This is a genomic window from Microbacterium telephonicum (assembly GCF_003651225.1).
GTDB lineage: Bacteria > Actinomycetota > Actinomycetes > Actinomycetales > Microbacteriaceae > Microbacterium > Microbacterium telephonicum.
Genome location: NZ_RCDB01000001.1, coordinates 1 through 21,437, shown reverse-complemented (window position 1 = coordinate 21,437; position 21,437 = coordinate 1). Strand labels below are relative to the sequence as shown.

The 21,437-nt window shown below is 71.8% G+C and carries 25 protein-coding genes; 16 read left to right on the top strand and 9 right to left on the bottom strand.

The window, feature by feature from the left end; genetic code table 11:
* Nucleotides 1-9: 9 nt before the first annotated feature.
* Together C7474_RS00125 and C7474_RS00120 are read left to right on the top strand one after the other, a co-directional pair.
* Entirely contained in the window at nt 10-1,479 is a 1,470-nt protein-coding gene (locus tag C7474_RS00125) for a hypothetical protein (RefSeq protein WP_121056542.1), read from the top strand.
* The gene (locus C7474_RS00120) at nt 1,476-2,147 is read left to right on the top strand and encodes a DNA-3-methyladenine glycosylase (RefSeq protein WP_121056540.1); all 672 of its coding nucleotides are present in this window, start codon (nt 1,476-1,478) and stop codon (nt 2,145-2,147) included. The genes C7474_RS00125 and C7474_RS00120 overlap by 4 nt, the downstream gene beginning before the upstream one ends.
* Here the strand turns inward: C7474_RS00120 and C7474_RS00115 are convergent.
* Nucleotides 2,131-2,316: a hypothetical protein gene (locus tag C7474_RS00115; RefSeq protein WP_121056538.1), complete on the bottom strand. Its 186-nt coding sequence runs from the start codon at nt 2,314-2,316 to the stop codon at nt 2,131-2,133. The two genes, C7474_RS00120 and C7474_RS00115, sit on opposite strands and share 17 nt — an antisense overlap.
* 215 nt (nt 2,317-2,531) lie before the next feature.
* Here C7474_RS00115 and rpmB point away from each other — a divergent pair, with 215 nt between their 5' ends.
* Genes rpmB through rpsN form a run of 3 tightly spaced genes read left to right on the top strand, consistent with a single transcriptional unit; the run spans nt 2,532 to nt 3,248 of the window.
* Nucleotides 2,532-2,768: a 50S ribosomal protein L28 gene (gene rpmB / locus C7474_RS00110; RefSeq protein WP_018187658.1), complete on the top strand. Its 237-nt coding sequence runs from the start codon at nt 2,532-2,534 to the stop codon at nt 2,766-2,768.
* Nucleotides 2,768-2,938: a 50S ribosomal protein L33 gene (gene rpmG / locus C7474_RS00105; RefSeq protein ID WP_005051772.1), complete on the top strand. Its 171-nt coding sequence runs from the start codon at nt 2,768-2,770 to the stop codon at nt 2,936-2,938. The genes rpmB and rpmG overlap by 1 nt, the downstream gene beginning before the upstream one ends.
* Before the next feature lie 4 nt (nt 2,939-2,942).
* The gene (gene rpsN / locus C7474_RS00100) at nt 2,943-3,248 is read left to right on the top strand and encodes a 30S ribosomal protein S14 (RefSeq protein ID WP_121056536.1); all 306 of its coding nucleotides are present in this window, start codon (nt 2,943-2,945) and stop codon (nt 3,246-3,248) included.
* A 66-nt stretch (nt 3,249-3,314) separates the two neighbouring features.
* Here rpsN and C7474_RS00095 read toward each other — a convergent pair whose 3' ends face one another.
* Nucleotides 3,315-3,569 carry a hypothetical protein gene (locus tag C7474_RS00095; protein WP_241965027.1) on the bottom strand — a complete coding sequence of 85 codons (255 nt, stop codon included), beginning with the start codon at nt 3,567-3,569 and terminating at the stop codon, nt 3,315-3,317.
* Between C7474_RS00095 and C7474_RS00090 the strand changes: the two genes are divergently transcribed.
* The 3 genes from C7474_RS00090 (at nt 3,547) to C7474_RS00080 (ending at nt 6,580) form a co-directional block, all read left to right on the top strand.
* The gene (locus C7474_RS00090) at nt 3,547-4,062 is read left to right on the top strand and encodes a TetR/AcrR family transcriptional regulator (RefSeq protein ID WP_241965026.1); all 516 of its coding nucleotides are present in this window, start codon (nt 3,547-3,549) and stop codon (nt 4,060-4,062) included. The genes C7474_RS00095 and C7474_RS00090 overlap by 23 nt on opposite strands.
* Before the next feature lie 191 nt (nt 4,063-4,253).
* Nucleotides 4,254-4,532, top strand: a complete 279-nt coding sequence (locus tag C7474_RS00085; RefSeq protein ID WP_121056532.1) for an HU family DNA-binding protein — start codon at nt 4,254-4,256, stop codon at nt 4,530-4,532.
* 74 nt (nt 4,533-4,606) lie between these two features.
* Nucleotides 4,607-6,580 carry a bifunctional copper resistance protein CopD/cytochrome c oxidase assembly protein gene (locus C7474_RS00080; protein WP_121056530.1) on the top strand — a complete coding sequence of 658 codons (1,974 nt, stop codon included), beginning with the start codon at nt 4,607-4,609 and terminating at the stop codon, nt 6,578-6,580.
* A gap of 6 nt (nt 6,581-6,586) precedes the next feature.
* On the opposite strand, the gene C7474_RS00075 is transcribed toward C7474_RS00080, so the two are convergent.
* Nucleotides 6,587-7,675 (bottom strand): hypothetical protein, encoded by a 1,089-nt coding sequence (locus C7474_RS00075; RefSeq protein WP_241965025.1) that lies wholly within the window; start codon nt 7,673-7,675, stop codon nt 6,587-6,589.
* 34 nt (nt 7,676-7,709) lie between these two features.
* Here C7474_RS00075 and C7474_RS00070 point away from each other — a divergent pair, with 34 nt between their 5' ends.
* A complete protein-coding gene (locus C7474_RS00070) occupies nt 7,710-9,095 on the top strand; it encodes an ATP-dependent DNA helicase (RefSeq protein WP_121056528.1) in 1,386 nt (461 codons plus the stop codon).
* A 6-nt stretch (nt 9,096-9,101) separates the two neighbouring features.
* Here the strand turns inward: C7474_RS00070 and C7474_RS00065 are convergent, their stop codons facing one another.
* Together C7474_RS00065 and C7474_RS00060 are read right to left on the bottom strand one after the other, a co-directional pair.
* The gene (locus tag C7474_RS00065; RefSeq protein ID WP_121056526.1) at nt 9,102-9,761 is read right to left on the bottom strand and encodes a biliverdin-producing heme oxygenase; all 660 of its coding nucleotides are present in this window, start codon (nt 9,759-9,761) and stop codon (nt 9,102-9,104) included.
* A 73-nt stretch (nt 9,762-9,834) separates the two neighbouring features.
* Complete coding sequence (locus tag C7474_RS00060) at nt 9,835-10,146, bottom strand: DUF2470 domain-containing protein (RefSeq protein ID WP_121056524.1); 312 nt, start codon at nt 10,144-10,146, stop codon at nt 9,835-9,837.
* Nucleotides 10,147-10,232: 86 nt separating this feature from the next.
* Here C7474_RS00060 and C7474_RS00055 point away from each other — a divergent pair, with 86 nt between their 5' ends.
* Nucleotides 10,233-11,483: a serine hydrolase domain-containing protein gene (locus C7474_RS00055; RefSeq protein ID WP_121056522.1), complete on the top strand. Its 1,251-nt coding sequence runs from the start codon at nt 10,233-10,235 to the stop codon at nt 11,481-11,483.
* Entirely contained in the window at nt 11,480-12,352 is an 873-nt protein-coding gene (locus C7474_RS00050; protein ID WP_121056520.1) for an EamA family transporter, read from the top strand. The genes C7474_RS00055 and C7474_RS00050 overlap by 4 nt, the downstream gene beginning before the upstream one ends.
* A gap of 21 nt (nt 12,353-12,373) precedes the next feature.
* Here the strand turns inward: C7474_RS00050 and C7474_RS00045 are convergent, their stop codons facing one another.
* The 3 genes from C7474_RS00045 to C7474_RS00035 are packed head-to-tail and all read right to left on the bottom strand — an operon-like array spanning nt 12,374 to nt 16,520.
* Nucleotides 12,374-13,747, bottom strand: a complete 1,374-nt coding sequence (locus C7474_RS00045) for a pyridoxal phosphate-dependent decarboxylase family protein (protein ID WP_121056518.1) — start codon at nt 13,745-13,747, stop codon at nt 12,374-12,376.
* Nucleotides 13,744-15,483 (bottom strand): amidase, encoded by a 1,740-nt coding sequence (locus C7474_RS00040; RefSeq protein ID WP_121056516.1) that lies wholly within the window; start codon nt 15,481-15,483, stop codon nt 13,744-13,746. Before C7474_RS00040 ends, C7474_RS00045 begins: the two co-directional genes overlap by 4 nt.
* Nucleotides 15,480-16,520, bottom strand: a complete 1,041-nt coding sequence (locus C7474_RS00035; RefSeq protein ID WP_121056514.1) for an agmatine deiminase family protein — start codon at nt 16,518-16,520, stop codon at nt 15,480-15,482. Before C7474_RS00035 ends, C7474_RS00040 begins: the two co-directional genes overlap by 4 nt.
* A gap of 62 nt (nt 16,521-16,582) precedes the next feature.
* Between C7474_RS00035 and C7474_RS00030 the strand changes: the two genes are divergently transcribed.
* The 4 genes from C7474_RS00030 to C7474_RS00015 all read left to right on the top strand — a co-directional run bounded on the left by C7474_RS00030 (nt 16,583) and on the right by C7474_RS00015 (nt 19,727).
* A complete protein-coding gene (locus C7474_RS00030; RefSeq protein ID WP_241965024.1) occupies nt 16,583-17,227 on the top strand; it encodes a TetR/AcrR family transcriptional regulator in 645 nt (214 codons plus the stop codon).
* A gap of 45 nt (nt 17,228-17,272) precedes the next feature.
* Nucleotides 17,273-17,905 carry a peptidase M23 gene (locus C7474_RS00025; RefSeq protein WP_121056510.1) on the top strand — a complete coding sequence of 211 codons (633 nt, stop codon included), beginning with the start codon at nt 17,273-17,275 and terminating at the stop codon, nt 17,903-17,905.
* A 124-nt stretch (nt 17,906-18,029) separates the two neighbouring features.
* Nucleotides 18,030-18,899: a DUF998 domain-containing protein gene (locus C7474_RS00020; RefSeq protein WP_158597280.1), complete on the top strand. Its 870-nt coding sequence runs from the start codon at nt 18,030-18,032 to the stop codon at nt 18,897-18,899.
* A 51-nt stretch (nt 18,900-18,950) separates the two neighbouring features.
* Complete coding sequence (locus tag C7474_RS00015; RefSeq protein ID WP_121056506.1) at nt 18,951-19,727, top strand: ZIP family metal transporter; 777 nt, start codon at nt 18,951-18,953, stop codon at nt 19,725-19,727.
* A 12-nt stretch (nt 19,728-19,739) separates the two neighbouring features.
* On the opposite strand, the gene C7474_RS00010 is transcribed toward C7474_RS00015, so the two are convergent.
* Nucleotides 19,740-20,153, bottom strand: a complete 414-nt coding sequence (locus C7474_RS00010; protein WP_121056504.1) for an SRPBCC family protein — start codon at nt 20,151-20,153, stop codon at nt 19,740-19,742.
* A 482-nt stretch (nt 20,154-20,635) separates the two neighbouring features.
* Here C7474_RS00010 and C7474_RS15450 point away from each other — a divergent pair.
* On the top strand, nt 20,636-21,437 hold an 802-nt coding region (locus C7474_RS15450), incomplete at its 3' end, for a hypothetical protein (protein WP_422385767.1).

Sequence of the window (21,437 nt, the reverse complement as noted above, 5' to 3'; positions counted from 1 at the left end):
CGACCGACCATGAGCACCGAGACCCCGTCCCGCCGCGCGGCCGAGCCCACCCGCCGCGCCGCGGGGCCCACCCGCCGCGAGCGCACCCGCCGGCGCCGGGGCCGCGCGTTCCTCGGCGCCTTCGCGGTCGTCGTCGGCGTGCTCGCCGTCATCGGCCTCGGCGGCGCCGCCGTGACGACGGCGCTCGGTCCTCGGGTGACCTCGACCTCGTGGGACCCGCAGGCCGCGGTGTCGGCATCCGGGTCCCGCCTCATCATCACGACGACCGAGTCGCTGCAGGAGGTGTCGCCCGACCAGGTCACCGTCGAGCCCGCGGCCGACTTCACCGTCGACACGTCGGGGCGCAGCGTCGGCGTGCGCTTCGCCCTGCCGATGTGGGACGACACGACCTACACGGTGACGATCCGCGATGTGGAGGGACTCGGCGGGGGGCCTGCCGCGACGATCACCGAGACACTGGCCACGCCCGCACTCGAGGCGTACATCCTGCGCCGCGGCGACGGCGAGGACACGATCTTCCGCACCGACCTCGCCGGCGACGCCGCACAGCCGGTGTTCACCGACACGCACATCGAGGACTTCCGCGCGACCGGGAGTCACCTCGTCGTCTCGACGGTCGACGCCGACGAGCGCTCCCACCTGGTCGTCACGCGCCTCGACGGCAGCGGCCGGCGCGAGCTGCCCCTGCCGGGCGACGGCTTGGTGACGAACCTGCAGAGCGCCGACAGGGGCAACCTCGTCGGGTACACCTACACCGACGAGACGGTGGGGCAGGCCGGCGCCCGCGAGAACGAGCTGTTCACCGCGTCGCTCCTCGACGATCAGGCCGATGCCGAGCCCACCGCGGTCGTCCGCGACGGCGGCGATTCGCGCGTCGACGACTGGCGGTTCGTCCCCGGCACCGACAGCATCCTCATGATGACCTTCGACGGCGCCCTCACCCTCGTGACCCCGGATGCCGTCCCCGTCGCCCTGGGCCTGGCGATCGCGATCGACGGCATCGGACGCGGCGCGGCCGTCGCGATCGTGCAGCGCCCGAACGGCGACCTCGTCACGGTCGACCTCGCGACCGCGGAGGAGCGGCCGATCCCGCCGACCGACCCCGCGCTCGGGCTGACGCAGACGGTGCTGAGCCTGCCCGACGGCTCGGGCGGCAGCCTGCGGGTGCTGTCGCGGATGGCCGACGACGGCTTCACCCTGCTCGGCACGACGGTGAACGTCGTGGGCGTCGACGGGTCGGCGCGCGACATCTTCGACGTCCCCACCGACGCCGCGTTCGTGCACACCTGCGTCTCGCCGAGCGGCCGCTACGCCGCCGTCACCATCGCCCCCGACATCGTCGACAACCCGTACGACCCGTACATGCTGCCGCTGCCGGAGCGCCTGCAGACCCACATCGTCGAGATCGCCGACGGGCACGAGGTCGTCGCTCTCAGCGGGTTCGACCTCTCCTGGTGCCAGAACGCGCCACGGCTGTGAGCACCTCGTTGATCCCGGCCACCCGCGACGCACTCGCCGGACTGCCCGCCGAGGTCGCGCCGCGCCTGCTGGGAGCCGTGCTGCGGGTCCGGGTCGACGACGTCGAGGTCGCGGTGCGGCTCACCGAGGTCGAGGCGTATCACGGCCGCGGCACCGGCGACGTGCCCGACGCCGGGTCGCACGCGCGCATGGGGCCCACCGCCCGCAACGCGACGATGTGGGGCGAACCCGGCCACCTCTACGTGTACCTCAGCCACGGGATCCACTCGTGCGTCAACGTCGTGAGCGGACCGGAGGAGGTCGCCGGCGGGATCCTGCTGCGCGCCGGCGAGGTCGTCGAGGGAGCGGATGCCGCCTTCGCGCGGCGTCCGACGGCCCGCGCCGCGCGCGAGCTCGCCCGCGGGCCCGGACGCCTCGGCAGGGCCGTGGGCCTGCGGCATCCGATCCACGACGGGATCGACGCGGTCACCGGCGCGCTGCGGGCCGGCGCCTCGGCGCGGCTCTGGCTGCCCGCCGAGCCGGTGACACCCGTCGCGACCGGTCCGCGCGTCGGGGTGGCCGGCGCCGCCGGCGGGCCGGACTTCCCCTGGCGGTTCTGGATCCCCGGCGATCCCACCGTGTCGGCGTTCCGCTGGGGGCGCGGCGCCGGGCCTAACGCAGCGACGTGACGGCGCTGTATGCGGTGCGCAGCGCCCGCAGCTGCTTCTCGTAGCGCGCCGCGATGACGATGAGCAGCACGCCGCCGGCGCCGCCGTCGGCGGGCAGCACGATCGGTGCGAAGCAGCCGCGACACCGGGTGGTGTCGGTGAAGTCGAACGGCGACGCATGGCTCGCCATGCGGCGCCGGAGCTAGGCCGGGTCAAGGCGACGCGCCGTCGCGTGCTAGGATTGACCTTTGTCTGCGCGCACTCCAGCACGCAGTTCGCACCCCACGCGTTTCTCCTCGCCTCCCGCTCGCTCGACGATCGGAAATGCGAGTGCTCTCGTGTGGGGCGCAGACAAGGGATCTTGGGTGGGGCCGTCCGGCTCCACGGTACTAAGGAGACATCACTATGGCAGCAGTGTGCCAGGTGACCGGTGCTGTTCCCGGCTTCGGTCACAACATCTCGCACTCGCACCGCCGGACGAAGCGCCGCTTCGACCCGAACGTGCAGAAGAAGACCTACTTCGTTCCGTCGCTCGGTCGCAAGATCACGCTGAACGTGTCGGCTAAGGGCATCAAGGTCATCGACGCCCGTGGCATCGAGTCGGTCGTGAAGGACCTCCTCGCGAAGGGTGTGAAGCTCTAATGGCGAAGAAGGCTCAGGACGTCCGTCCGATCATCAAGCTGCGTTCGACCGCGGGCACGGGGTACACCTACGTGACGCGCAAGAACCGTCGCAACAACCCCGACCGCATCGTGCTCAAGAAGTACGACCCGGTCATCCGCAAGCACGTCGAGTTCCGAGAGGAGCGCTGATCTCATGGCCAAGAAGAGCAAGATCGCGCGCAACAAGCAGCGTGAAGAGGTCGTCGCCCGCTACGCCGAGAAGCGTGCCGAGCTGAAGAAGACCCTCATCGACCCCAACGCGACCGACGAGGCCCGCGAGGCGGCCCGCGTCGGCCTGCAGAAGCTCCCGCGCAACGCGTCGCCGGTGCGTCTGCGCAACCGCGACGCCATCGACGGTCGCCCCCGTGGTCACCTGTCGAAGTTCGGCATCTCGCGTGTCCGCTTCCGCGACATGGCGCACAAGGGCGAGCTGCCCGGCGTGACCAAGTCCAGCTGGTAAGCACCCGCGCACCGCGAAAGCCCGGATCCTCCTCGGAGGTCCGGGCTTTCGTCGTTCGCGCGGGGTTCAGGCGACGGGGGCCGCGGCGGCGTGGGACGTCGCCCAGGTGAGGGCGTAGTCGGCGACCTCCTCCCAGCCGTCCTGGCTCACGATGCGGTGCGTGCGTGTCACCCCCTCGAAGAACACCCGGTTGTAGGAGTTGACCGCCGAGCGCTCCCACTCGAGGTCGGATTCGGCGCGGGTGAGGTCGTTGCCGAACGTGAAATGGAAGTGGCGCTTGCTCAGCGGCTTGGCGCCGTTGACGCCGAACGGCGAGGGCATCCACGCCGTCGGGGTCGACCGCATCATCGACGCGGCCGGAGTCACCCGCGCCACGATGTACAAGCAGTTCGCCGGGAAGGAAGGCCTCGTGCTGGCCTATCTCGAGGGCGAGGACGTGCAGCTGCGGCAGTTGTTCGCCGCGGCATCCACCGCATCCGACGATCCCGACGTGCTGCTCGACCTCGTCGTGGAGGGCATCTCGGCCGACATCCGCGACCGGCACACGCGAGGCTGCCCCTTCATCAACGCGGCCGCGGAGTACCCGGATGCGGGGCCGGTGCGGCAGCTCACCGACGACCACCGGGAATGGTTCCGCGGCACCCTCGAGGCGCTCGCGGCCGCCGCCGAGCTGGATGCGCCGGCGGAGGTCGCCGCCTCGCTCGTGCTCCTGCGCGACGCGGCGCTCGTGGGCGGATACCTCGACGGGAAGGACCGTGTGGCTCCCGCGTTCGCCCGCACCGCGCGCGGCGTGATCGCGGCTCACCGGCGCTGAAACGCCCTCATCCGTCACATCAGGCACTCCCGACACGCGACACGCCGGGGAGATTGTCCGCTGAGGGCGAGAAATCCGCGGAATTCCGCGGTTCATGGGTACATTGGGTGGCGGTCGATCCGACCAGCCGCCGGCACTGCCGGCGGTCCGAAGTTACTGAAGTCGGCATTCGCCGTCTGGAGGACAACCCCATGGCCATCACCAAGACCGAGCTCGTCGCCAGCATCGCTTCCGCGACGGGTCAGAGCCAGTCCGCCGTCTCGGGCGTGCTCGACGCGCTGTTCTCGTCCGTCTCGGACGCCGTCGCCAAGGGCGAGAAGGTCACGATCCCCGGCTGGATCGCGTTCGAGCAGGTCGCCACGTCGGCCCGCACCGGCCGCAACCCGCAGACGGGTGAGACCATCGAGATCGCCGCCGGCAAGCGCGTCAAGGTCACCGCGGGCTCGAAGCTCAAGGCTGCGGTCAAGTAAGACCCTCGAACCGCACCGTCGAAGGGGGATGCCGCGTGGCATCCCCCTTCTGCATGCCCACGTAGGCTGGTGGGGTGGACTCGCGCGCGCTCCGGGTCGCCGGGCCCGTGATCCTCGCGGTGGCAGCGATCCTCACCCTCCTGCTCGGCCTCTCCTACGGGGGTGGTGCCGCGCCGCTGCTCGCCGCCGATCCCGGTGACGTCGTGCGCTGGGGCCTCCCGATCGCGAAGCTGCTCGTCAACCTGTCGGCGGCGGGGCTCATCGGCTCCCTCGTGGTCGCCCTGTTCGCTCTCAAGGCCGGCGAGCGGCCGTTCGACCTGGCCCTGGACGTCGCCTCGGTGTCGGCCGCGATCCTCACGATCGCCAGCGGCGCCGTCGCCTACCTGACGTTCCTCAGCATCTTCAACGCGCAGCCCAGCGTCGGCGCCGAATTCGGCGGCCAGCTCGGCCGATTCCTCGTCGACACCGCCCCCGGCCAGGCGTGGCTGATCACGACGATCGCGGCCGCCGTGCTGACGGTGCTCACCTTCGCCGTGCGCGGCTGGCTGTCGACGCTCATCGTCGCGATCCTGGCCCTCGCCGCCCTCGTGCCGATGGCCACGCAAGGCCACTCGGGCGACGAGGCGAACCACAACACCGCCGTCGTCGCGCTGCTGCTGCACATCGTGGGCGCGGCCGTCTGGCTCGGCGGTCTCGTGCTGCTGGTGATCATCCGCCCCGCCCTCACCCGGGCGCAGCTGGCCGACGTGCTCGCCCGGTACTCGTCGATCGCGCTCGCGGCGTTCGCCGTCGTGGCGGTCTCGGGAGTCGCCCGCGCGTACGTCGGGGTCGTGTCGTGGCAGTACCTGCTCTCGCCCTACGGCGTGCTGCTGTTCGTCAAGATCGGCGCACTCGTGGCGATCGGCCTCATCGCCGCCTGGTACCGCCTGCGCCTCATCGGCCGCATCCGCGAGGATGCCGCCTCGCGGGCGTTCTGGGGGCTCATCCTGCTCGAGCTCGTCTTCCTCGGCATCGCGAGCGGCGCGGCCGCGGCCTTGGCCCGCACGCCGCCGCCGGTCGACACGAGCCTGCCGGAAGCCCCGACACCCGCCGAACTGCTCACCGGTGCGCCGCTGCCGCCCGAGCTGACGCCGGAGCGCTGGCTGGTGGCGTGGGACATCGACCTGCTGTGGGCGTTCGTGGTCGCCTTCGGCCTGTTCTTCTACCTCGCGGGCGTCTGGCGCATGAACCGCCGCGGCGACCGCTGGCCGCTGTACCGCACGGTGCTGTGGGTGGCGGGCCTGCTGACGCTGCTGTGGGTCACGTGCGGCCCCGTCAACGCCTACCAGGACTACCTGTTCAGCATGCACATGGTCGGGCACATGCTGCTGACGATGGCGATCCCGATGATGCTGGTCTTCGGCGCTCCGGTGACGCTGGCCGCGCGCGCCATCCGCAAGCGGGAAGACGGCACCCGCGGCGGGCGGGAGTGGATCCTGTGGGCCGTGCACACGCCGTTCGCGCGCGTCGTCACCCATCCGCTGTTCGCCGCCGCCATCTTCATCGGGTCGCTGTGGGCGTTCTACTACACCGACCTGTTCCGCTGGTCGCTGTACGACCACATCGGACACGAGTGGATGATCGCCCACTTCCTCATCTCGGGCTATCTGTTCGTGCAGTCCCTCGTCGGCATCGACCCCGTGCCGCTGCGCTACCCGTACCCGTTCCGCTTGCTGACCCTCATCGGCGTCATGGCGATGCACGCGTTCTTCGGCATCTCGATCATGATGTCGTCGGGTCTGTTCGTCGCCGAGTGGTTCGGGGCGATGGGGCGCACCTGGGGGGCGACGCCCCTCGAGGACCAGTACACCGGCGGCGGCATCGCCTGGTCGATCGGCGAGATCCCGACGCTCATCCTGGCGATGACCGTCGCGATCCAGTGGAGCCGCTCGGACGAGCGCACGCAGCGCCGCGCCGACCGTCAGGCCGACCGCAGCGGCGAAGCCGAGCTGGCCGAGTACAACGCGCGGCTGGCCGCCCTCGCCGAGCGCGACGCCCGCCGCGGCTGACCGGGCTCAATCGGCGGGCGCGACCTGGATGGACGCCGACCCGTCGGCGAGCATCGTGATCGTGCCGGTGAGGAAGAACGGCACGTCGACGTCCACCTCGCGGACCGATCCGTCGTAGATCGACTGGATGTCGACCCGGATGTGCGCGACGGCCTCCGTGCGGGGGATCGCCCACCCGGCGCCGTCGGGCTCGAGCGTGATCGTCGGCTGGGTCGTCATCGACCAGGTCGGCTCGTCCTTGATGCGGTTCTGCACGGAGAAGCCGAACGGGCAGCCGGTCGGCTGCAGCACCTTCTGGGTCGTGCAGGAGTCGAGGAAGGACTCGACCTCCTGCTGCACGACGCCGACGAATTCGGCGGTCGGCTCGGTCTGCACGCCGACCGGGATGACGGCGCGGGGCTTGTCGGAGAGCACCGCGACGCCCGGGCTCGTCGAGACGGGGGTGTCGACCGAGATCGAGTACAGGCCCGGCGAGAACACGAGCAGCGGCACGTCGGCGAGCGGATCGGCGTCGGCGCCTGCCGTCAGCACCTGCCGCTTGTCGATGTCGAAGCCGTTGACCGAGAACTGCATCGCGCCGCGCAGCGAGAGGTCGATGACGGCGAGTGGGCTCGAGACGAACCGCCAGGTCGGTGCGAGGCCGACCGAGCCGAGCCGGCCGACCGTGAACGTCGTCTTCCCGCGGTGGGGGCCGGCCGCGTACGAGGCGGTGACGGCGTACGCGTCGCCGCCGTCGACGACCGACTCGATGGCGACGTCGTCGAGGGGGGCGAGGGCGGACTGGCGCAGCAGCGCCTCGCTCGCCGTGTCGGGGAGGCCGGCATCCGTGAGGTCGCGCGAGTCGACGGCGACGCCGGGCACGGCGAGGGCATCGGCGGCGCGTCCTTCCGAGAGCAGCGACAGGTAGTGCAGCACGAACGCCTCGGGGCTGTAGAGCTTCTGGTAGGCGACGGCGGAGGCCGCTCCCAGCGCGCCGACCAGCAGGGCGCCGACGACGACGAGCGCGGAGATGTCGAGGGCCAGGATGCGGGTGCGGCGACGGTCGGCGGAGTGCGCGGCCGCGCGCCCGCCCGTCGACTTCTCCACCCCGTCCACGCCTCCAGTCTAGGAAGCGCGCCTGATAGCTAGCATGGATCCGGTGAGCCTGCCCCCGTTGTCACCCGAACAGGAGGAGCTGTTCCGGCGCATCGAGGACACCCGGGACCACGTCTTCGTCACCGGGCGGGCGGGCACCGGCAAGTCGACGCTGCTGCAGCATCTCGCGTGGAACACGAGCAAGCAGATCGCGGTGTGCGCGCCGACGGGGGTGGCGGCGCTGAACGTCGAGGGCCAGACGATCCACTCGCTGTTCCGCCTGCCGATCGGGCTCATCGCCGACAGCGATCTGGAGCAGTCCGAGCCGGCGCGCAAGATCATGAACGCGATCGACACGCTCGTCATCGACGAGATCTCGATGGTGAACGCCGACATCATGGACGCCATCGACCGGTCGCTGCGCCAGGCGCGTCGTCGCCGCTCGGAGCCCTTCGGCGGCGTGCAGGTGGTCATGTTCGGCGACCCCTATCAGCTCTCCCCCGTGCCGCCGCGCGGTGACGAACGGCGCTACATCGACGACCACTACCGCTCGTTCTGGTTCTTCGACGCGCAGGTGTGGGCGGGGCCGAAGGCGGATGCCGGGGCGATCCGCTCCGACGGCCTGCTCGATCTCGGTCGGGTGGGCGCGCCGCTGCACATCGCCGAGCTGCGCGAGATCCACCGTCAGGCCGACGCCGGGTTCAAACACATGCTCAACGCGGTGCGCTACGGCGTCGTCACGGCCGACATCGCCGAGAAGCTCAACAGCGCCGGCGCGCGTCCGGTGCCCGAGCAGGTCGACGGCGAGCCGCCGATCATCACGCTCGCCACACGCAACGACATCGTCAACCGCATCAACCAGCGTCATCTCGACGCCCTCACCGGCCCGGTGCAGACGGCGCGCGCCGAGGTCTCGGGCGACTTCGGGCGCGGGGACGCGTACCCGGCGGATGCCGAGCTGCAGCTCAAGGTCGGCGCGCAGGTGATGTTCCTGCGCAACGACGCGGCCGGCTACAACGCCGACGGTCCGCGCTGGGTCAACGGGTCGATCGGCACGGTGACGCGCATCGCGGGCGGGACTGTCCGTGTCGAGCTCGACGGCGAAGAGCACGACGTCGAGCCGACGGTGTGGGAGAGGTTCCGGTACGCGTACGACCCCGGCACCCGCAAGCTGACCCGGGACATCGTCGCGGAGTTCACGCAGTTCCCACTGCGTCTGGCGTGGGCCGTCACCATCCACAAGTCGCAGGGCAAGACGTACGACCGCGCGGTCGTCGACCTCGGGTCGGGTGCGTTCGCGCCGGGGCAGACCTATGTCGCGCTGTCGCGGTTGACCTCGCTCGACGGGCTGTATCTCACGCGGCCGCTGCGGCCCAGCGACATCCTCGTCGACGCGGACGTGCGGCGGTTCATGGCCGGAGTGCGCGCCGCCGGGATGTGAGCCGGTTCAGGCGACCGCCGACTTGGCGTGCTTGTCGGCGGCGAGGTCGGCGAACAGGTCGGTGTTGAACTGGTAGGCGACCAGCACCTCGTCGATGATGCGCTCCTGCTCGGCGGCGTCCCACGGGGCGGCGTCGAGCTGCTCGCGGTAGACGTCTTTGAACGCCTTCGGGTCGGCGATGTCGCCGAACAGGTAGAACCCGATGCCGTTCGTCTCGAACCCGAACCGACGGGCCATGAGGCGACCGATGAACAGGCCGCCCGACAGGTCGCCGAGGTAGCGGGTGTAGTGGTGGGCGACGAATCCGCCGGGCCACACCGTTCCGACCTCGCGGATGCGAGCGACGTAGCGCTCGGTGGTCGGCAGCGGCGTGATGCGCTCCCGCCAGTCGTCGCCGATGAGGAAGGCGAGGTCGGCTTCGAGCGCCGGCAGGCGGGTGAGCTTCTCGGTGATGAACGTCGCCGCGACCGGGTCGGCCTTCATCCGGTCGGCGGTAGCCTCGAGGGCTTCGTAGATGAACCAGTGCTGGGCGACGAGGGCGACGTAGTCGTCGCGCGTGCCCTCGCCCTTCATGAGGTCGGCCATGAAGCCGGCGTGCTCGCTGCCGGAGTGCGCGGCGCTGGAGCGCTCGCGGAGCGCCGTGGAGAACGGGACGAGTTCGGGCATGCGGCGAGCATAGCGCAAGTTAGGTACAGCTAATCTGAAGGTTTCGTCCGGGGGCCCCACCCCCGTCATCCGGTCAGTCGTGCGGGCGAGGCGGGATGCCCAGACGTGCACACGCCTCGTCGTAGAGCGCGACGATCTCGCGTCGCACCTCGCGCCGCTCGCTGATCGCGCCACCGGGCCACGGCACGCGGATGACGTCTTCCGCGCCGTCCGCCGTCACCACGTGCCACTGGCCCGCATCGCCGTCGAAGATGACCATGTCGGCGGCCACGACATCGGGGAGCGGGGAGAACGCCCGCGCGATGAGCAGGTTGTCGTCGGAGTGGTCGGAGTTCATGTGGCCGAGCACGCCCGTCAGGGCGGCGTCGTCGAAGGTGTGCGGCATGCGCCCACCTTCTCACGCGTCACGCCGCCCGGCGGACCGGGTGCGATGTGCTGTAATCGAAGGGACGAAATCCGGGGGGAGACCGAATGCCGAACCGTCGCCCGATGCGGGCGCTCGCCGCTCTGGCATCCGCGACGCTGGCCCTGGGTCTCGCCGCGTGCGCGCCCACCTCGACCTCGGGGGTCGAGCTGCCGTCGGTCGTCGACGCGGCCCTTCCCGACGAGCTCACGGGGCAGCTGCGCGCCGCCGTCGAGACCGCCGTCGCCGCCACCGGCGCGAGTGGCGCGATCGTCGACGTGCAGGCGCCGTGGTCGGGCGGATGGCGGGAGGCGATCGGATCGGTCAGCCCCGGCGGCGCCGCGGCGACGGTCGACACACCCTTCAAGGCGGGCGACGTGACGCAGTCGATGACGTGCGATGTGCTCTACGGCATGGTGCACGAGGGCAAGGTCGCCCTCGACGACGCGGTCGTGGAATGGCTTCCCGGCTATCCGACCGACCCCGAGATCACCCTCGCGCAGCTGTGCGACGGGACGAGCGGACTGCAGGCCTACGCGCCCATGCTCGGCGCGCGCTTCTCGGCGGTGCCGGAGCGGGACTGGAACCCGCGGGAACTCGCGGCGTACGGCTTCTCGAGAGGTCTCGCCGCCGCCCCCGGCACGACGTACACCGGCTCCGACACGGAGTACGTCCTGCTCGGACTCGTGCTCGAGCGCGCGTCGGGACTGTCGGCCGCCGACCTCTACGAGCGGTACGTGTTCGAGCCGACCGCGATGGAGAGCTCGTCGCTGCCGGATGCCGACGCGTCGACCGACGGCCGCCTCGCGGGGCTGCTGACCCCGGTCGTCGACGGCGCCGCGCAGTGCGACGCCCCGGCCGACATGACGACCCTGTCCAGCTCCACCGGGTACACGTCGTCCGGTGTCGTCTCGACCGTCGGCGATCTGTCGCGCTACATCCGCGCGGTCGCCGCCGGTGCGCGGCCGTACGACGCCGCCGGGCGCTTCGAGACGCCGATCTCGCTCGGTGACCCGTCGTGGTTCACGGCCAAGGGCGGCGACTTCCAGGCGGGCAGCCTCGTCGGACAGTACGGATCGACGCCCGGCTACCTCACCGCGGCGTTCGCCGACCGGGAGACCGGCCTGTCGGTCGTGGTCGTGCTGAACAACTCGCTGGCCGCCGACACCGTCGTGCGCTCGCTCGCGTGGCAGCTCGCGGCGCTCGCCTCGAAGGCACCCGCCGCGTCGGGACAGACCGCGCCAGAGGCCGGGCTGCCGTGGGACGCAGAAGGCCAGGGTCAGCAGGTCGTCGCCGGGGCCGTCTGCCCGATCCCGTGAAGACGCCCGCCACCTCGGCGGTCGCGCTTGTCGTCGCGGGACTCGCGTGCCAGGAGATCGGCGCGTCGCTGGCGGTGCGGCTGTTCCCCGAGACCGGGCCGCTCGGCATGGTCATGCTGCGGCTGGGGTTCTCGGCGCTCGTGCTGCTGGCGATCGCCCGCCCCCGGCTTCGCGGTCACGCGGCCGCCGACTGGCGCGCGGTCGTCGCCTTCGGCGCCGTGCTCGCGCTCATGAACGGCCTGTTCTACCTCGCGCTCGAGCGCCTGGCCCTCGGCGTCACCGTGACCATCGAGGTGCTCGGCCCGCTCGTGCTGTCGATCGTGGCGAGCAGGCGCGCATCGTCGTGGCTCTGGGCGGGTGTGGCGTTCGCCGGCGTGCTCGCCCTCGGCGGCGGCGGATGGGACCGCCTCGACCCGCTGGGCGTGCTCTTCGCGCTCGGCGCGGCCGCGAGCTGGGCGTTCTACATCCTCGCCTCGGCGCGGGTGGGCGGCGCGTTCGCAAAACTCGACGGGCTGGCGCTGGCGATGGTCGTGGGGGCGCTGCTGTCGCTGCCGTTCGGGATCGCGGATGCCGGTGCCGCGCTGCTGCGCCCCGAGGTGCTGCTGATCGGGGCGGGGGTCGCGGTGCTGTCGTCGACGATTCCCTATGCGCTGGAGCTCATCGCGCTGCGCCGGCTGGCGGCATCCGCGTTCGCCGTGCTGATGAGCCTGGCGCCGGCGACCGCGGCGATCGCCGGATTCCTGCTGCTCGACCAGCACCTGCACTGGGCCGAGATCGTCGGCATCGGCCTCGTGATCGTGGCCTCGATCGGTGCCGTGCGCGCCGCCGCGCGTGCCGTGCCCGACGCGCCCGCCGAGCCGCTGGGCTGACGGCGGGCGCCCGTCGCCGGCTCAGGCCATGGTGTCGAGGATGCCGGTGAGGTGCGCGAACGACGTGCGCGGGTTCAGGATCGCGAAGCGCGCGTTCGTGCGGCCGGCGTGGCTGGAAGGCGTGACGAACGCGTGCTGGTCGTCGAGCAGCCGCGCCGACCAGCGGTCGTAGTCGGCCTTCTCCCAGTCGTCGCGTTCGAAGACGACGACCCCCAGCTGCGGGCGCCGCACGAGCGTGAAGCCGGGGCGGCGCTCGATCTCGTCGGCGATCTGCTGCGCGAGGTCGATCGCCGAGGTGATCGCGTCGCGGTAGACCCCGGCGCCGTAGGTGGCAAGTGAGAACCACAGCGGCAGGCCGCGGGGGCGCCGCGTGAGGTGCGCGGCGAAATCGGACGGGCTCCAGTCGGCGGTCTCGGTGAGGGTGTCGAGGTATTCGGCGTGCTGCGTGTGGGCGCGGCGTCCGAGCTCCGGGTCGCGGTAGATGAGCGCGCAGGCGTCGAACGGGGCGAACAGCCACTTGTGCGGGTCGACGATGACGGAGTCCGCGCGCTCGACGCCGCGGAAGAGGTGCCGTGTGCGCGGCGACAGCATCGCCGCCAGACCGTAGGCGCCGTCGATGTGCAGCCACACGCCGTGGTCGGCGGCGGCATCCGCGATGCCGGCGATGTCGTCGACGATGCCGAAGTTGGTCGAGCCGGCGGTCGCGACGACCGCGAACACGCTCGCGCCGTGCTGCTCGAGTGCGGTGCGCACGGCGTCGCCGCGCAACACGCCGTCGTCGGAGGGCACCGCGACGACCTCGATGTCCATGACCCGGGCGGCAGAGGCGATCGAGGAGTGCGCCTCGGCGCTGCAGACCACGCGCCAGCGGTCGGGGCGGGTGCCGGCGGCATCCGCCGCGTCACGGGCCGCTTCGCGCGCGGCGACGAGAGCGGAGAGGTTGCCGAGGGTGCCGCCCTGCACGAACACGCCGCCGGCGCCGGCCGGCAGGCCGAACTCGCCGGCGAGCCAGCGCAGCACCTCGTTCTCGGCGTGCACCGCGCCCGCGCCCTCGAGCCACGATCCGCCGTAGAGCGCGCTCGCCGAGACGACCAGGTCGAACGCGGCGGCCGCCTTCGACGGCGCGGAGGGGATGAAGGAGAGGTAGCGCGGGTCGTCGGTGGTGATGCACGACGGGGCCAGCACGTGCTCGAACAGGCCGAGCGCCTTGCGCGCGCCGATGCCGGACTCGGTCACCGTCGCGCCGGCCAGGCGCGCGAGCTCGGCGGCGGGCAGCGGCTTGTCGAGCGGTGTGTCTTCGGAGAGCAGGCGTCGGTGGGAGTAGTCGAGCACGAGGTCGACGATCGCGCGGGTCTCGTCGGTCACATCGTGCATGCGGGAGGGCTGGGCGGTCATGGGGTGGGCTCCTGGTCGGGCGAGGGGAGTCGGGGGGTGCGGGGCGGGGCGGTGCGCCGCGGTCGGAGGGCTTCGAAGGCGGATGCCGCCCGCAGCAGCGCGGTGTCGTCATAGGCGCGGCCCGCGAAGGTCAGGCCGACGGGCATGCCGATGTCGTCCATCGTGCCCATCGGGACGGTCACGGTGGGGATGCCGAGGTGGCGGACCGCGAGGTTGCCGTTGGCGATCCAGACGCCGTTGCGCCAGCCGAGGTCGGCGGATGCGGTGTCGACATCCATGTCGGCGGCCCCGACGTCGGCGACGGCGGGGAAGACGACGAGGTCGAGGGACAGCGCGTCCATCCAGTCCTCGAGGTCTTCGCGGCGGGTGCGCTCGAGGCCGGCGAGGCCGTCGGCGAGGTGCGGGATGTCGGTGATCGCCTTCACGTGCGGATGACGGCGCACCCACTCGGGGTACTCGGCGATGTCGTCGTCGAACCCGGTGTAGCGGTCGGGCAGCGCGCCGTGCGGCTGCGGGAAGATGCGGGCGCCGTCGACGCCGGAGAGGTCGGGGAGCGCCGGGTCGCCGTTCGCGCGCAGGAAGTCGTCCCACGCCCACGCCGACAGGTCGACGATCTCGTGCCGGAGGAACTCGGGGGTGACGCGCCCGTTCGTCGCGATCGAGCCGGCGCCGGGCCGATCGTTCTCGTAGCGCGAGACGACGGGGAAGTCGGTGACGACGACCTCCGCGCCGGCGGCCTCGAGGTCGGCCCGGGCGTGCTCCCACAGGGCGAGTGATGACGGCCGCGGCGTGATGCGCTGCCCCGTCGGGCCGCCGATACCGGGTGTCTCGCCGGGGGCGGCGGTGCCGGCATCCGGGTCCTGCCCGAGGTACATCGCCGGGATGCCGATGCGCAGCCCCTGCAGCGACGCGCCGACGGCGAGGGCGGGGTAGGACGCGGGGCGCACGTCGCCGGCGCGGGGCAGCGGCACCCAGGTCTGCGCGCGCCAGAAGTCGCCGCGGGTCTCGGGATCGTCGGCGACGATCACGTCGAGCACCTCGAGGAGGTCGGCCATCGTGCGCGTGTGCGGCACGACGACGTCCATCGTGGGCACGAGCGGCCAGTTGCCGCGCACGGAGATGACGCCGCGCGAGGGTGTGTAGGCGCAAAGGGCGTTGTTGCTGGCCGGTCCGCGGCCGCTCGACCACGTCTCCTCGCCGAGGCCGAAGGCGGCGAAGCTCGCCGCGGTGGCGGTGCCGGAGCCGTTGGAGGAGCCGGACGCGAACGGGGCCGTGAGGAAGGCGGCGTTGTAGGGGCTTTCGGCGCGCCCGTAGACGCCGCGCTGCATGCCGCCGTTGGCCATCGGGGGCATGTTCGTGAGCCCGAGGCAGACGGCGCCCGCCGCGCGCAGCCGCGCGATCGTGAACGCGTCCCACTGGGCGACGAGGTGCGCGAAGGCGGGGCTGCCGGCGGCGGCGGTGAGGTCGCGGACGAGGTAGCTGTCCTTCGCCGTGTACGGGATGCCGTCGAGTGGGCCGAGCACCGCACCCGCGGCGCGGCGCGCATCGGAGGCCGCCGCCTCGGCGAGGGCCCCGGGGTTGCGCACCACGACGGCGTTGAGGGCGGTGTCGCTGTCGGGCCCGTCATAGGCGTCGATGCGTGCGAGGGAGGCGCGGACGAGGTCGACGGCGGTCGTCGTGCCCGCCTCCAGCGCGGCGCGGAGGTCGGCGATCGTCGCCTCGACGACGTCGATCACGGGGCCACCGCCGTGACGGGCTGCTGCTGGGTGATGCAGTGGATGCCGCCGCCCCGGGCGAACAGCTCGCGCGCGTCGACGGTGACCACGCGGCGACCGGGGTAGACGTCGGCGAGGATGCCGCGGGCGCGGTCGTCGGCGACCGGGTCGCCGAAGCCGCACGCGATGACGCCGCCGTTCACGACGAGGTGGTTGACGTAGCTCCAGTCGACGAAGCCCTCCTCGTCGCGCAGCGCGGCGGGAGCGGGCAGGTCGACGATCTCGAGGCGGCGACCGGCGGCATCCGTCGCCTCGGCGAGGGCGGCGCGGATCTCGGGCATGACCGCATGGTCGGGGTGGCCGGCATCCTGCTGGGCGTGCAGCAGGACGCGACCCGGGGTCGCGAAGGTCGCGACGATGTCGACGTGGCCGTTGGTGCCCATGTCGTCGTAGTCGCGGGTGAGGCCGCGCGGCAGCCAGATCGCGGTCGTCGTGCCGAGCGTGCGGGCCATCTCGGCCTCGACGCGGGAGCGGTCGGCGAAGGGGTTGCGGCGCGGGTCGAGCTGCACGGTGTCGGTCAGCAGCACGGTGCCCTCGCCGTCGACGTGGATGCCGCCGCCCTCGTTGACGAGCACCGAGCTGACGAGCTCGGCGCCGAGGTGGGCAGCGACCGTGCGGGCGTGGGCGGCCGAGAGCCGCCACTGCGCCCAGTCGGGGGCACCCCACCCGTTGAAGATCCAGTCGACGGCGCCGAGCACGCCGGGGCGCTCGTCGTCGACGACGAAGGTGGGGCCGTGGTCGCGCATCCAGAACTCGTCGACGGGCGTCTCGAGCAGGGTGGCGTGGTCGCCGAGGAGTCGGCGGGCGCGGGCGGTCTCGGTCGGGTCGACGAGCATCGTGACGGGCTCGAACTCGGCGACGGCGCGCGCGACGGCGGTCCAGGTCTCGTAGCCGGCGGTGCGCTGCGCGTCGGTGTCGCCGAGGGTGAGGCCCTCTCGGGGGAACGCCATCCAGGTGCGTTCGTGCGGGGCGGTCTCCGCGGGCATGCGCCAGGCCATCTGGAACCTCCATGGTTGTTGATCACTTGATCAATTCGGGATGACAGTACAGAATCGAGGGCGTGACGTCAACGGATGCCTCCCCTGGCACGGATGAGCGCGGTGCCACGCCCCGCGTGCGGCGCAGCGCCGGTCAGCGTCGCGCCGAGGTCGCCGCGGCCGCGCGGGAGCTCGCGCTCGAGCAGGGGTTGAGCGGTGTCACGCTGCGTGCGGTGGCGGCGCGGATGCGGGTGGCCTCCGGACTCGTGGCGCACTACGAGCCGAGCATGGACGAGCTGACCGCGCGGACGTTCACGGTCATCGTCACCGACGAGCTGGCGGAGCTGCGGGCGCTGACCGACGCCGCGCCCGACCCGACCGCGGCGGTGCGGATGCTGCTGAGCCTGCTGCTCGACGGAACTCACGACGCCGTGACCCGCGTGTGGGTGCAGTCCTGGGGGCTCGGCGGCGAGGTGCTCGGCGCCGCGGTGCGGGCGGCGATGGACGACTGGGAGGGCTATCTCGAGTCGCTCGTGGCGGCCGGGGTGTCGATGGGGCGGTTCCGGGTCGCCGATCCGCGGGCCGTCGCGGTGCAGATCCTCGGGATGATCGACGGGCTCAACGCGCACGCGCTCGTGCGCTGGCGCGACACCGGGGAGCGGCGCACCCTGATGGCGTTGGCGGTCGAGGCGATGCTCGGACTCGAGCGAGGCGAGTTGACGGGATAGGTGGCGCACGGGTTCGGGTCAGCGGGGCGTGGCATGATTCCCGGCATGGCGCGTCCGGCATCCTCCTCCCGCCGACGTTCGCGCGGCAGGTCGCGTCGTGCGCAGCTCGCGCGGCTGCGGCGGTGGGGCGTGGGTGCGGCGGTGGCGGGCGTGTGGGCGCCGGCGCTCGCGCTCGGCGGATTCGCCGTTGTGCAGGCCGCCTCCCTCGACCTCGAGGTCGCGCCGGTGTGCACGTCGTCGCTCGTGCGATTCAGCGACGAGCAGCTCGCGAACGCGCAGACCATCGTCGCCGCGGGCGCGGATGCCGGGCTCCCGGTGCGCGATCAGACCATCGCGGTGATGACGGCGATGGGGGAGTCGAGCCTGCGCAACATCGACTATGGCGACTGGGAGACGGACGGCGTCACGAACCCCGACGGCAGTCGGACGACGTCGATCGGGCTGTTCCAGCAGCAGGACGGGTGGGGTACGCGGGAGCAGCGGCTCGATCCGTACACGGCGGCGTCGCTGTTCTATCACGCGATGGTCGTGCGGGTTCCGGAGCCCGAGCGGTCGCAGCTGGAGCCGACGCTCGTCGCGCATCGGACGCAAGTGAACAAGGATCCACAGCACTACGCCCGCTACTGGACGGTCGCCGAGGGCGTCGTCGCCGACCTTTCGGCTGGGGCGTGCCGCTGACCGGAAATGCCTCTGTGTGCATAAGGACATATACATCCGGTAGCTTTCGGCTATGCTTCCCCCCTTCTCTTCTGCGACCCCTGCCCTCGCCGCGCCTTCGGGAGGGTGGGGAAGCATCGAGGTCTTGGCCCGCTCGTTCGCCTCTCGAGCGACGTCGTTGCGCCTCATCCTGCTGTCGATGACGGTGCTGTCGACGAGCGTCGTCATCTCCGCGCTGACGACGCAGGATCGCATGTGGTGGACGCAGGCGTTCAGCCGGCTGGGGGTGTTCGGCGACTTCTCGTCGCTCGCGTTCAACGGCGGGCTGATCGTCGCGGGGACCGCGTCGTCGGCGTTCGCGGTCCGGTTGTGGCTCGACCTCTTCCGGTTGCGTGCGCGGGGTGTGCGGCGTCGCGCGGCCGTGGTGATCCCGGCGCTGTGCGTGTTCGCGAGCGTCGGCATCATGATGGTCGGCCTCGTTCCCGAGAACACGATCAAGCCGCTGCACGACGCGGCCGCGATGATGATGACGGCCGCGTTCGCCGGCCTCATGTCGACCGCCCCGCGGATGCTGCGCGTCGTCTTCGCCCGCATCCGCATGTTCACGATCGTGTGCGCCGTCGTCTTCGTGGCGTTCGTCGGTCTGCTCGTGGCCGAGGTCGTCACGCTCGCGCTGATGGAACTCGTGATGTTCGGGCTTTTCTTCGCCTGGCTGGCGACGCTGTCGCACACCGTGCACGCGGAGGTGACCGCTCCCGCGCCGGCGGCTGCTGCCGTCGTGGCGGCCGAGCCGCGTGTCGCGGTGGTCGAGCACCGGCCGTCGGCGCTGGTCGCGCACGTCGCGCGCGCGCCTCGCCGCCGTCCTGCGATCGTCTCGCGCCCGACCGTCGACGCGCGTGCGACCGGTCGGCCGGCCGTGCGGCGTGCACCGTCGCGCGCGCCCGGTTTGAGCGCGTCGGCGGCTCGATGGAGCCGCGAACGTTCGGGTGGGACCCGCGTGTCACGACGCCGCTGAGCGGCGCGCGGCGCTGAGGTCTAGGGTGGCGCCGAGGTCTAGGGTGGCGCCGTGGGTCTGTGGCTCGCCGCGCTGAGCGGCATCATCGGTGGCGGCGCGCTTCTGCTCGGCGCGGCCGCCGCGTGGTTCGTGCGTATCCCGCAGGTGGTCGTCGCCGCGATCATGGCGATCGGTGCCGGTGTGCTCATCTCGACGCTGGCGTTCGAGCTCGTCGAGGAGGCGAGTGCGGACGGCGGGCTCGTCGCGACGGTGGTCGGATTCGTCGTGGGGGCGGTGCTCTACATCGTCGCGGACGCGCTGGTCTCACGGCCGCGTCGCGCGCGGAGCGGAGCCGCAGGCACGACCGAGCGGCCGGCCGGCATCGTCCCGCGTCGCGCGGCGGCGGGGCTCGCCGGAGGGAGCGGAATCGCGATCGCGGCCGGCGCGCTCATCGACGGCATCCCCGAGTCGATCGTGATGGGTCTGTCGGTCGTCGGGGGCGGTGGGCTCAGTGTGCCGATCGTCGCCGCGGTCGCGATCAGCAACATCCCCGAAGGGCTCGGGTCGACGGCTGCGCTCAAACGTCAGGGCAGCGGCGCAGGTGCCGTGTTCGGCCTGTGGGGTGGGATCGCGGTGATCACGGTGGTTGCCGCGTGCGCGGGCTACCTCCTGTTCCAGTCCGCGCCGGCGGAGCTGACCGCCGTCGTCACGACGATCGCCGCGGGCGGACTGCTCGCCATGGTGTGCAACACGATGATCCCGGAGGCTTTCGAGAAGCAGCGGATGCTCACCGGCTTGTGGGCGACGCTCGGGTTCCTCGCGGCGTTCGTGTTGCACGAGGTGTCGTAGCGGTCGAGCCTGTCACCGCCCGGGTTCGTCTCCGGGTTCGTCTTTGAGTGCGGCGGCGAGCGTGTCGAGGTCGGCGCGGACCGTCGCGGCGTCGCGGTCGAATTCGTCGTCGGTGAGCTCGAGTTGGCGCACGGTGAAGACGACCTCCGATCCCTCGGGATGCGCGACGACGCGGAACGGGTTCGTCACAACGTCGCCCGACGGCAGTATGACGCCGTGGTCGAGCACGCCGAAGTCGTTGCGGGGGACGAATCGCACGCGGACGTGTCCCATGGGTGAGTCGACGAGGAGCGTGTCGCCGTCGAGGACGACGTCGGACTGGGCCAGCTCCGACGCCCATTTCGGCAGGTTGCTCGGGTCGGAGGCGTACGAGTAGACCGCTTCGGGAGTAGCCGTGATCACTCGGCTGACGTGGATGCTTCTCATCCCCCTACCCTGCTCGTCGCCCCGCGCCGACGAAACCCCGCGCCGCGCCGCCCGCTTCCGGTCGTTGAGTGAGGAGCGTAGCGACGAGTCGAAACGCGTTGGACCTCGGCGGGGCGGGTGGGTGCGCGGGTTTCGATACGCGCGCGTCGCGCGCTACTCAACCACCGGTGGGTGCGGTGCGGCGGCTCCCGGTCGTTGAGCGAGGAGCGTAGCGACGAGTCGAAACGCCCCGGACCTCGGCGGGGCGGGTGGGTGCGCGGGTTTCGATACGCCGGCTGCGCCGGCTACTCAACCCCCGGAGGGGTCAGAACGGGGCGGGTTCGAAGGACGCCGCGGGTGCTGGCGGGTGGGGTGGCAGGGGTGAAGGTCACGGGAGGCATGGGTGCGTCTTCGCGGTAGGTTCTGCCGAGGGGTGAGGTCCATTCCAGGACACCACCCGGGTGTTGTCGGACCCGCCAGCGGGTGAATTGCTTCATCGAGTGATGCCGTTGGCACAGGTGAGCGAGGTTGCCGAGGGTGGTGGGGCCGCCGAGGGCGTGGTCGATCTCGCACCGGATCGCCGCCCTCCGGCATCCCGGGAACCGGCAATGCTGATCCCTCGCCCGCAGGAACCGGCGCTGCGACCAAGCGGGACGGTACGCGTCGATCGCGATCACCGACCCACGCACCGGGTCCGTCAACAACCTCGTCAACGACGGGGACTGTGCGGCAAGACACCGAGCCGTGTCGGCATCGATCGGAGAACGCCCCACCAGATCCGCGGGACCCTCCTCCGCACCCACCAGCGTGAGCGCCGGGACGACCACCTGCACCTGCGCGCGAATCGCACCCAACGTCCCGGGCTGGTCACCGGTCGCAGTCGGATCGAGGGCGGGCGTCCCGGCGAGGAGCAGGTCGGTGAGCACGTCGGCGCGGACCGCGTCGATCCCGCGCTCATCCCCGTCTTCCGGGTCGCGGGCGTCGATCACGGTCTGTGCTTGCTGGGTGAGGCGGTCGAGGATCCCGTCGCCGATCACCGTCGGGACGGTCGCGACCACGTCGCACATCCCATCCCGTCCCGGAAACACCCGCACGCACCGGGCCGCGGCGGCGTCTTGGTGACGTTCGGTGAACGTGCGGTCGGTGAATCGTTCCGCGAGGAGCTGCAGGATCGGGCGGAGCCGGTTCGGGGTGCGCCCCTCACACTGGACGATCGCTTCAGCCTCGAACTCGGCCCGACGATGAGTGGGGACGACGTCACCGGCATCCGTGATGACCTGAACCTGGCCCTTCGTGATCCGGCCA

Coding starts and splice junctions, on each gene's coding strand:
- C7474_RS00070 (WP_121056528.1), top strand. CDS start 7,710: ATGGATCCGGTGAGCCTGCCCCCGTTGTCACCCGAACAGGAGGAGCTG.
- C7474_RS00045 (WP_121056518.1), bottom strand. CDS start 13,747: ATGACCGCCCAGCCCTCCCGCATGCACGATGTGACCGACGAGACCCGC.
- C7474_RS00025 (WP_121056510.1), top strand. CDS start 17,273: ATGGCGCGTCCGGCATCCTCCTCCCGCCGACGTTCGCGCGGCAGGTCG.
- C7474_RS00055 (WP_121056522.1), top strand. CDS start 10,233: ATGCCGAACCGTCGCCCGATGCGGGCGCTCGCCGCTCTGGCATCCGCG.
- C7474_RS00035 (WP_121056514.1), bottom strand. CDS start 16,520: ATGGCCTGGCGCATGCCCGCGGAGACCGCCCCGCACGAACGCACCTGG.
- C7474_RS00085 (WP_121056532.1), top strand. CDS start 4,254: ATGGCCATCACCAAGACCGAGCTCGTCGCCAGCATCGCTTCCGCGACG.
- C7474_RS00115 (WP_121056538.1), bottom strand. CDS start 2,316: ATGGCGAGCCATGCGTCGCCGTTCGACTTCACCGACACCACCCGGTGT.
- C7474_RS00095 (WP_241965027.1), bottom strand. CDS start 3,569: ATGCCCTCGCCGTTCGGCGTCAACGGCGCCAAGCCGCTGAGCAAGCGC.
- C7474_RS00065 (WP_121056526.1), bottom strand. CDS start 9,761: ATGCCCGAACTCGTCCCGTTCTCCACGGCGCTCCGCGAGCGCTCCAGC.
- C7474_RS00010 (WP_121056504.1), bottom strand. CDS start 20,153: ATGAGAAGCATCCACGTCAGCCGAGTGATCACGGCTACTCCCGAAGCG.
- rpsN (WP_121056536.1), top strand. CDS start 2,943: ATGGCCAAGAAGAGCAAGATCGCGCGCAACAAGCAGCGTGAAGAGGTC.
- C7474_RS00125 (WP_121056542.1), top strand. CDS start 10: ATGAGCACCGAGACCCCGTCCCGCCGCGCGGCCGAGCCCACCCGCCGC.
- rpmG (WP_005051772.1), top strand. CDS start 2,768: ATGGCGAAGAAGGCTCAGGACGTCCGTCCGATCATCAAGCTGCGTTCG.
- rpmB (WP_018187658.1), top strand. CDS start 2,532: ATGGCAGCAGTGTGCCAGGTGACCGGTGCTGTTCCCGGCTTCGGTCAC.
- C7474_RS00060 (WP_121056524.1), bottom strand. CDS start 10,146: ATGCCGCACACCTTCGACGACGCCGCCCTGACGGGCGTGCTCGGCCAC.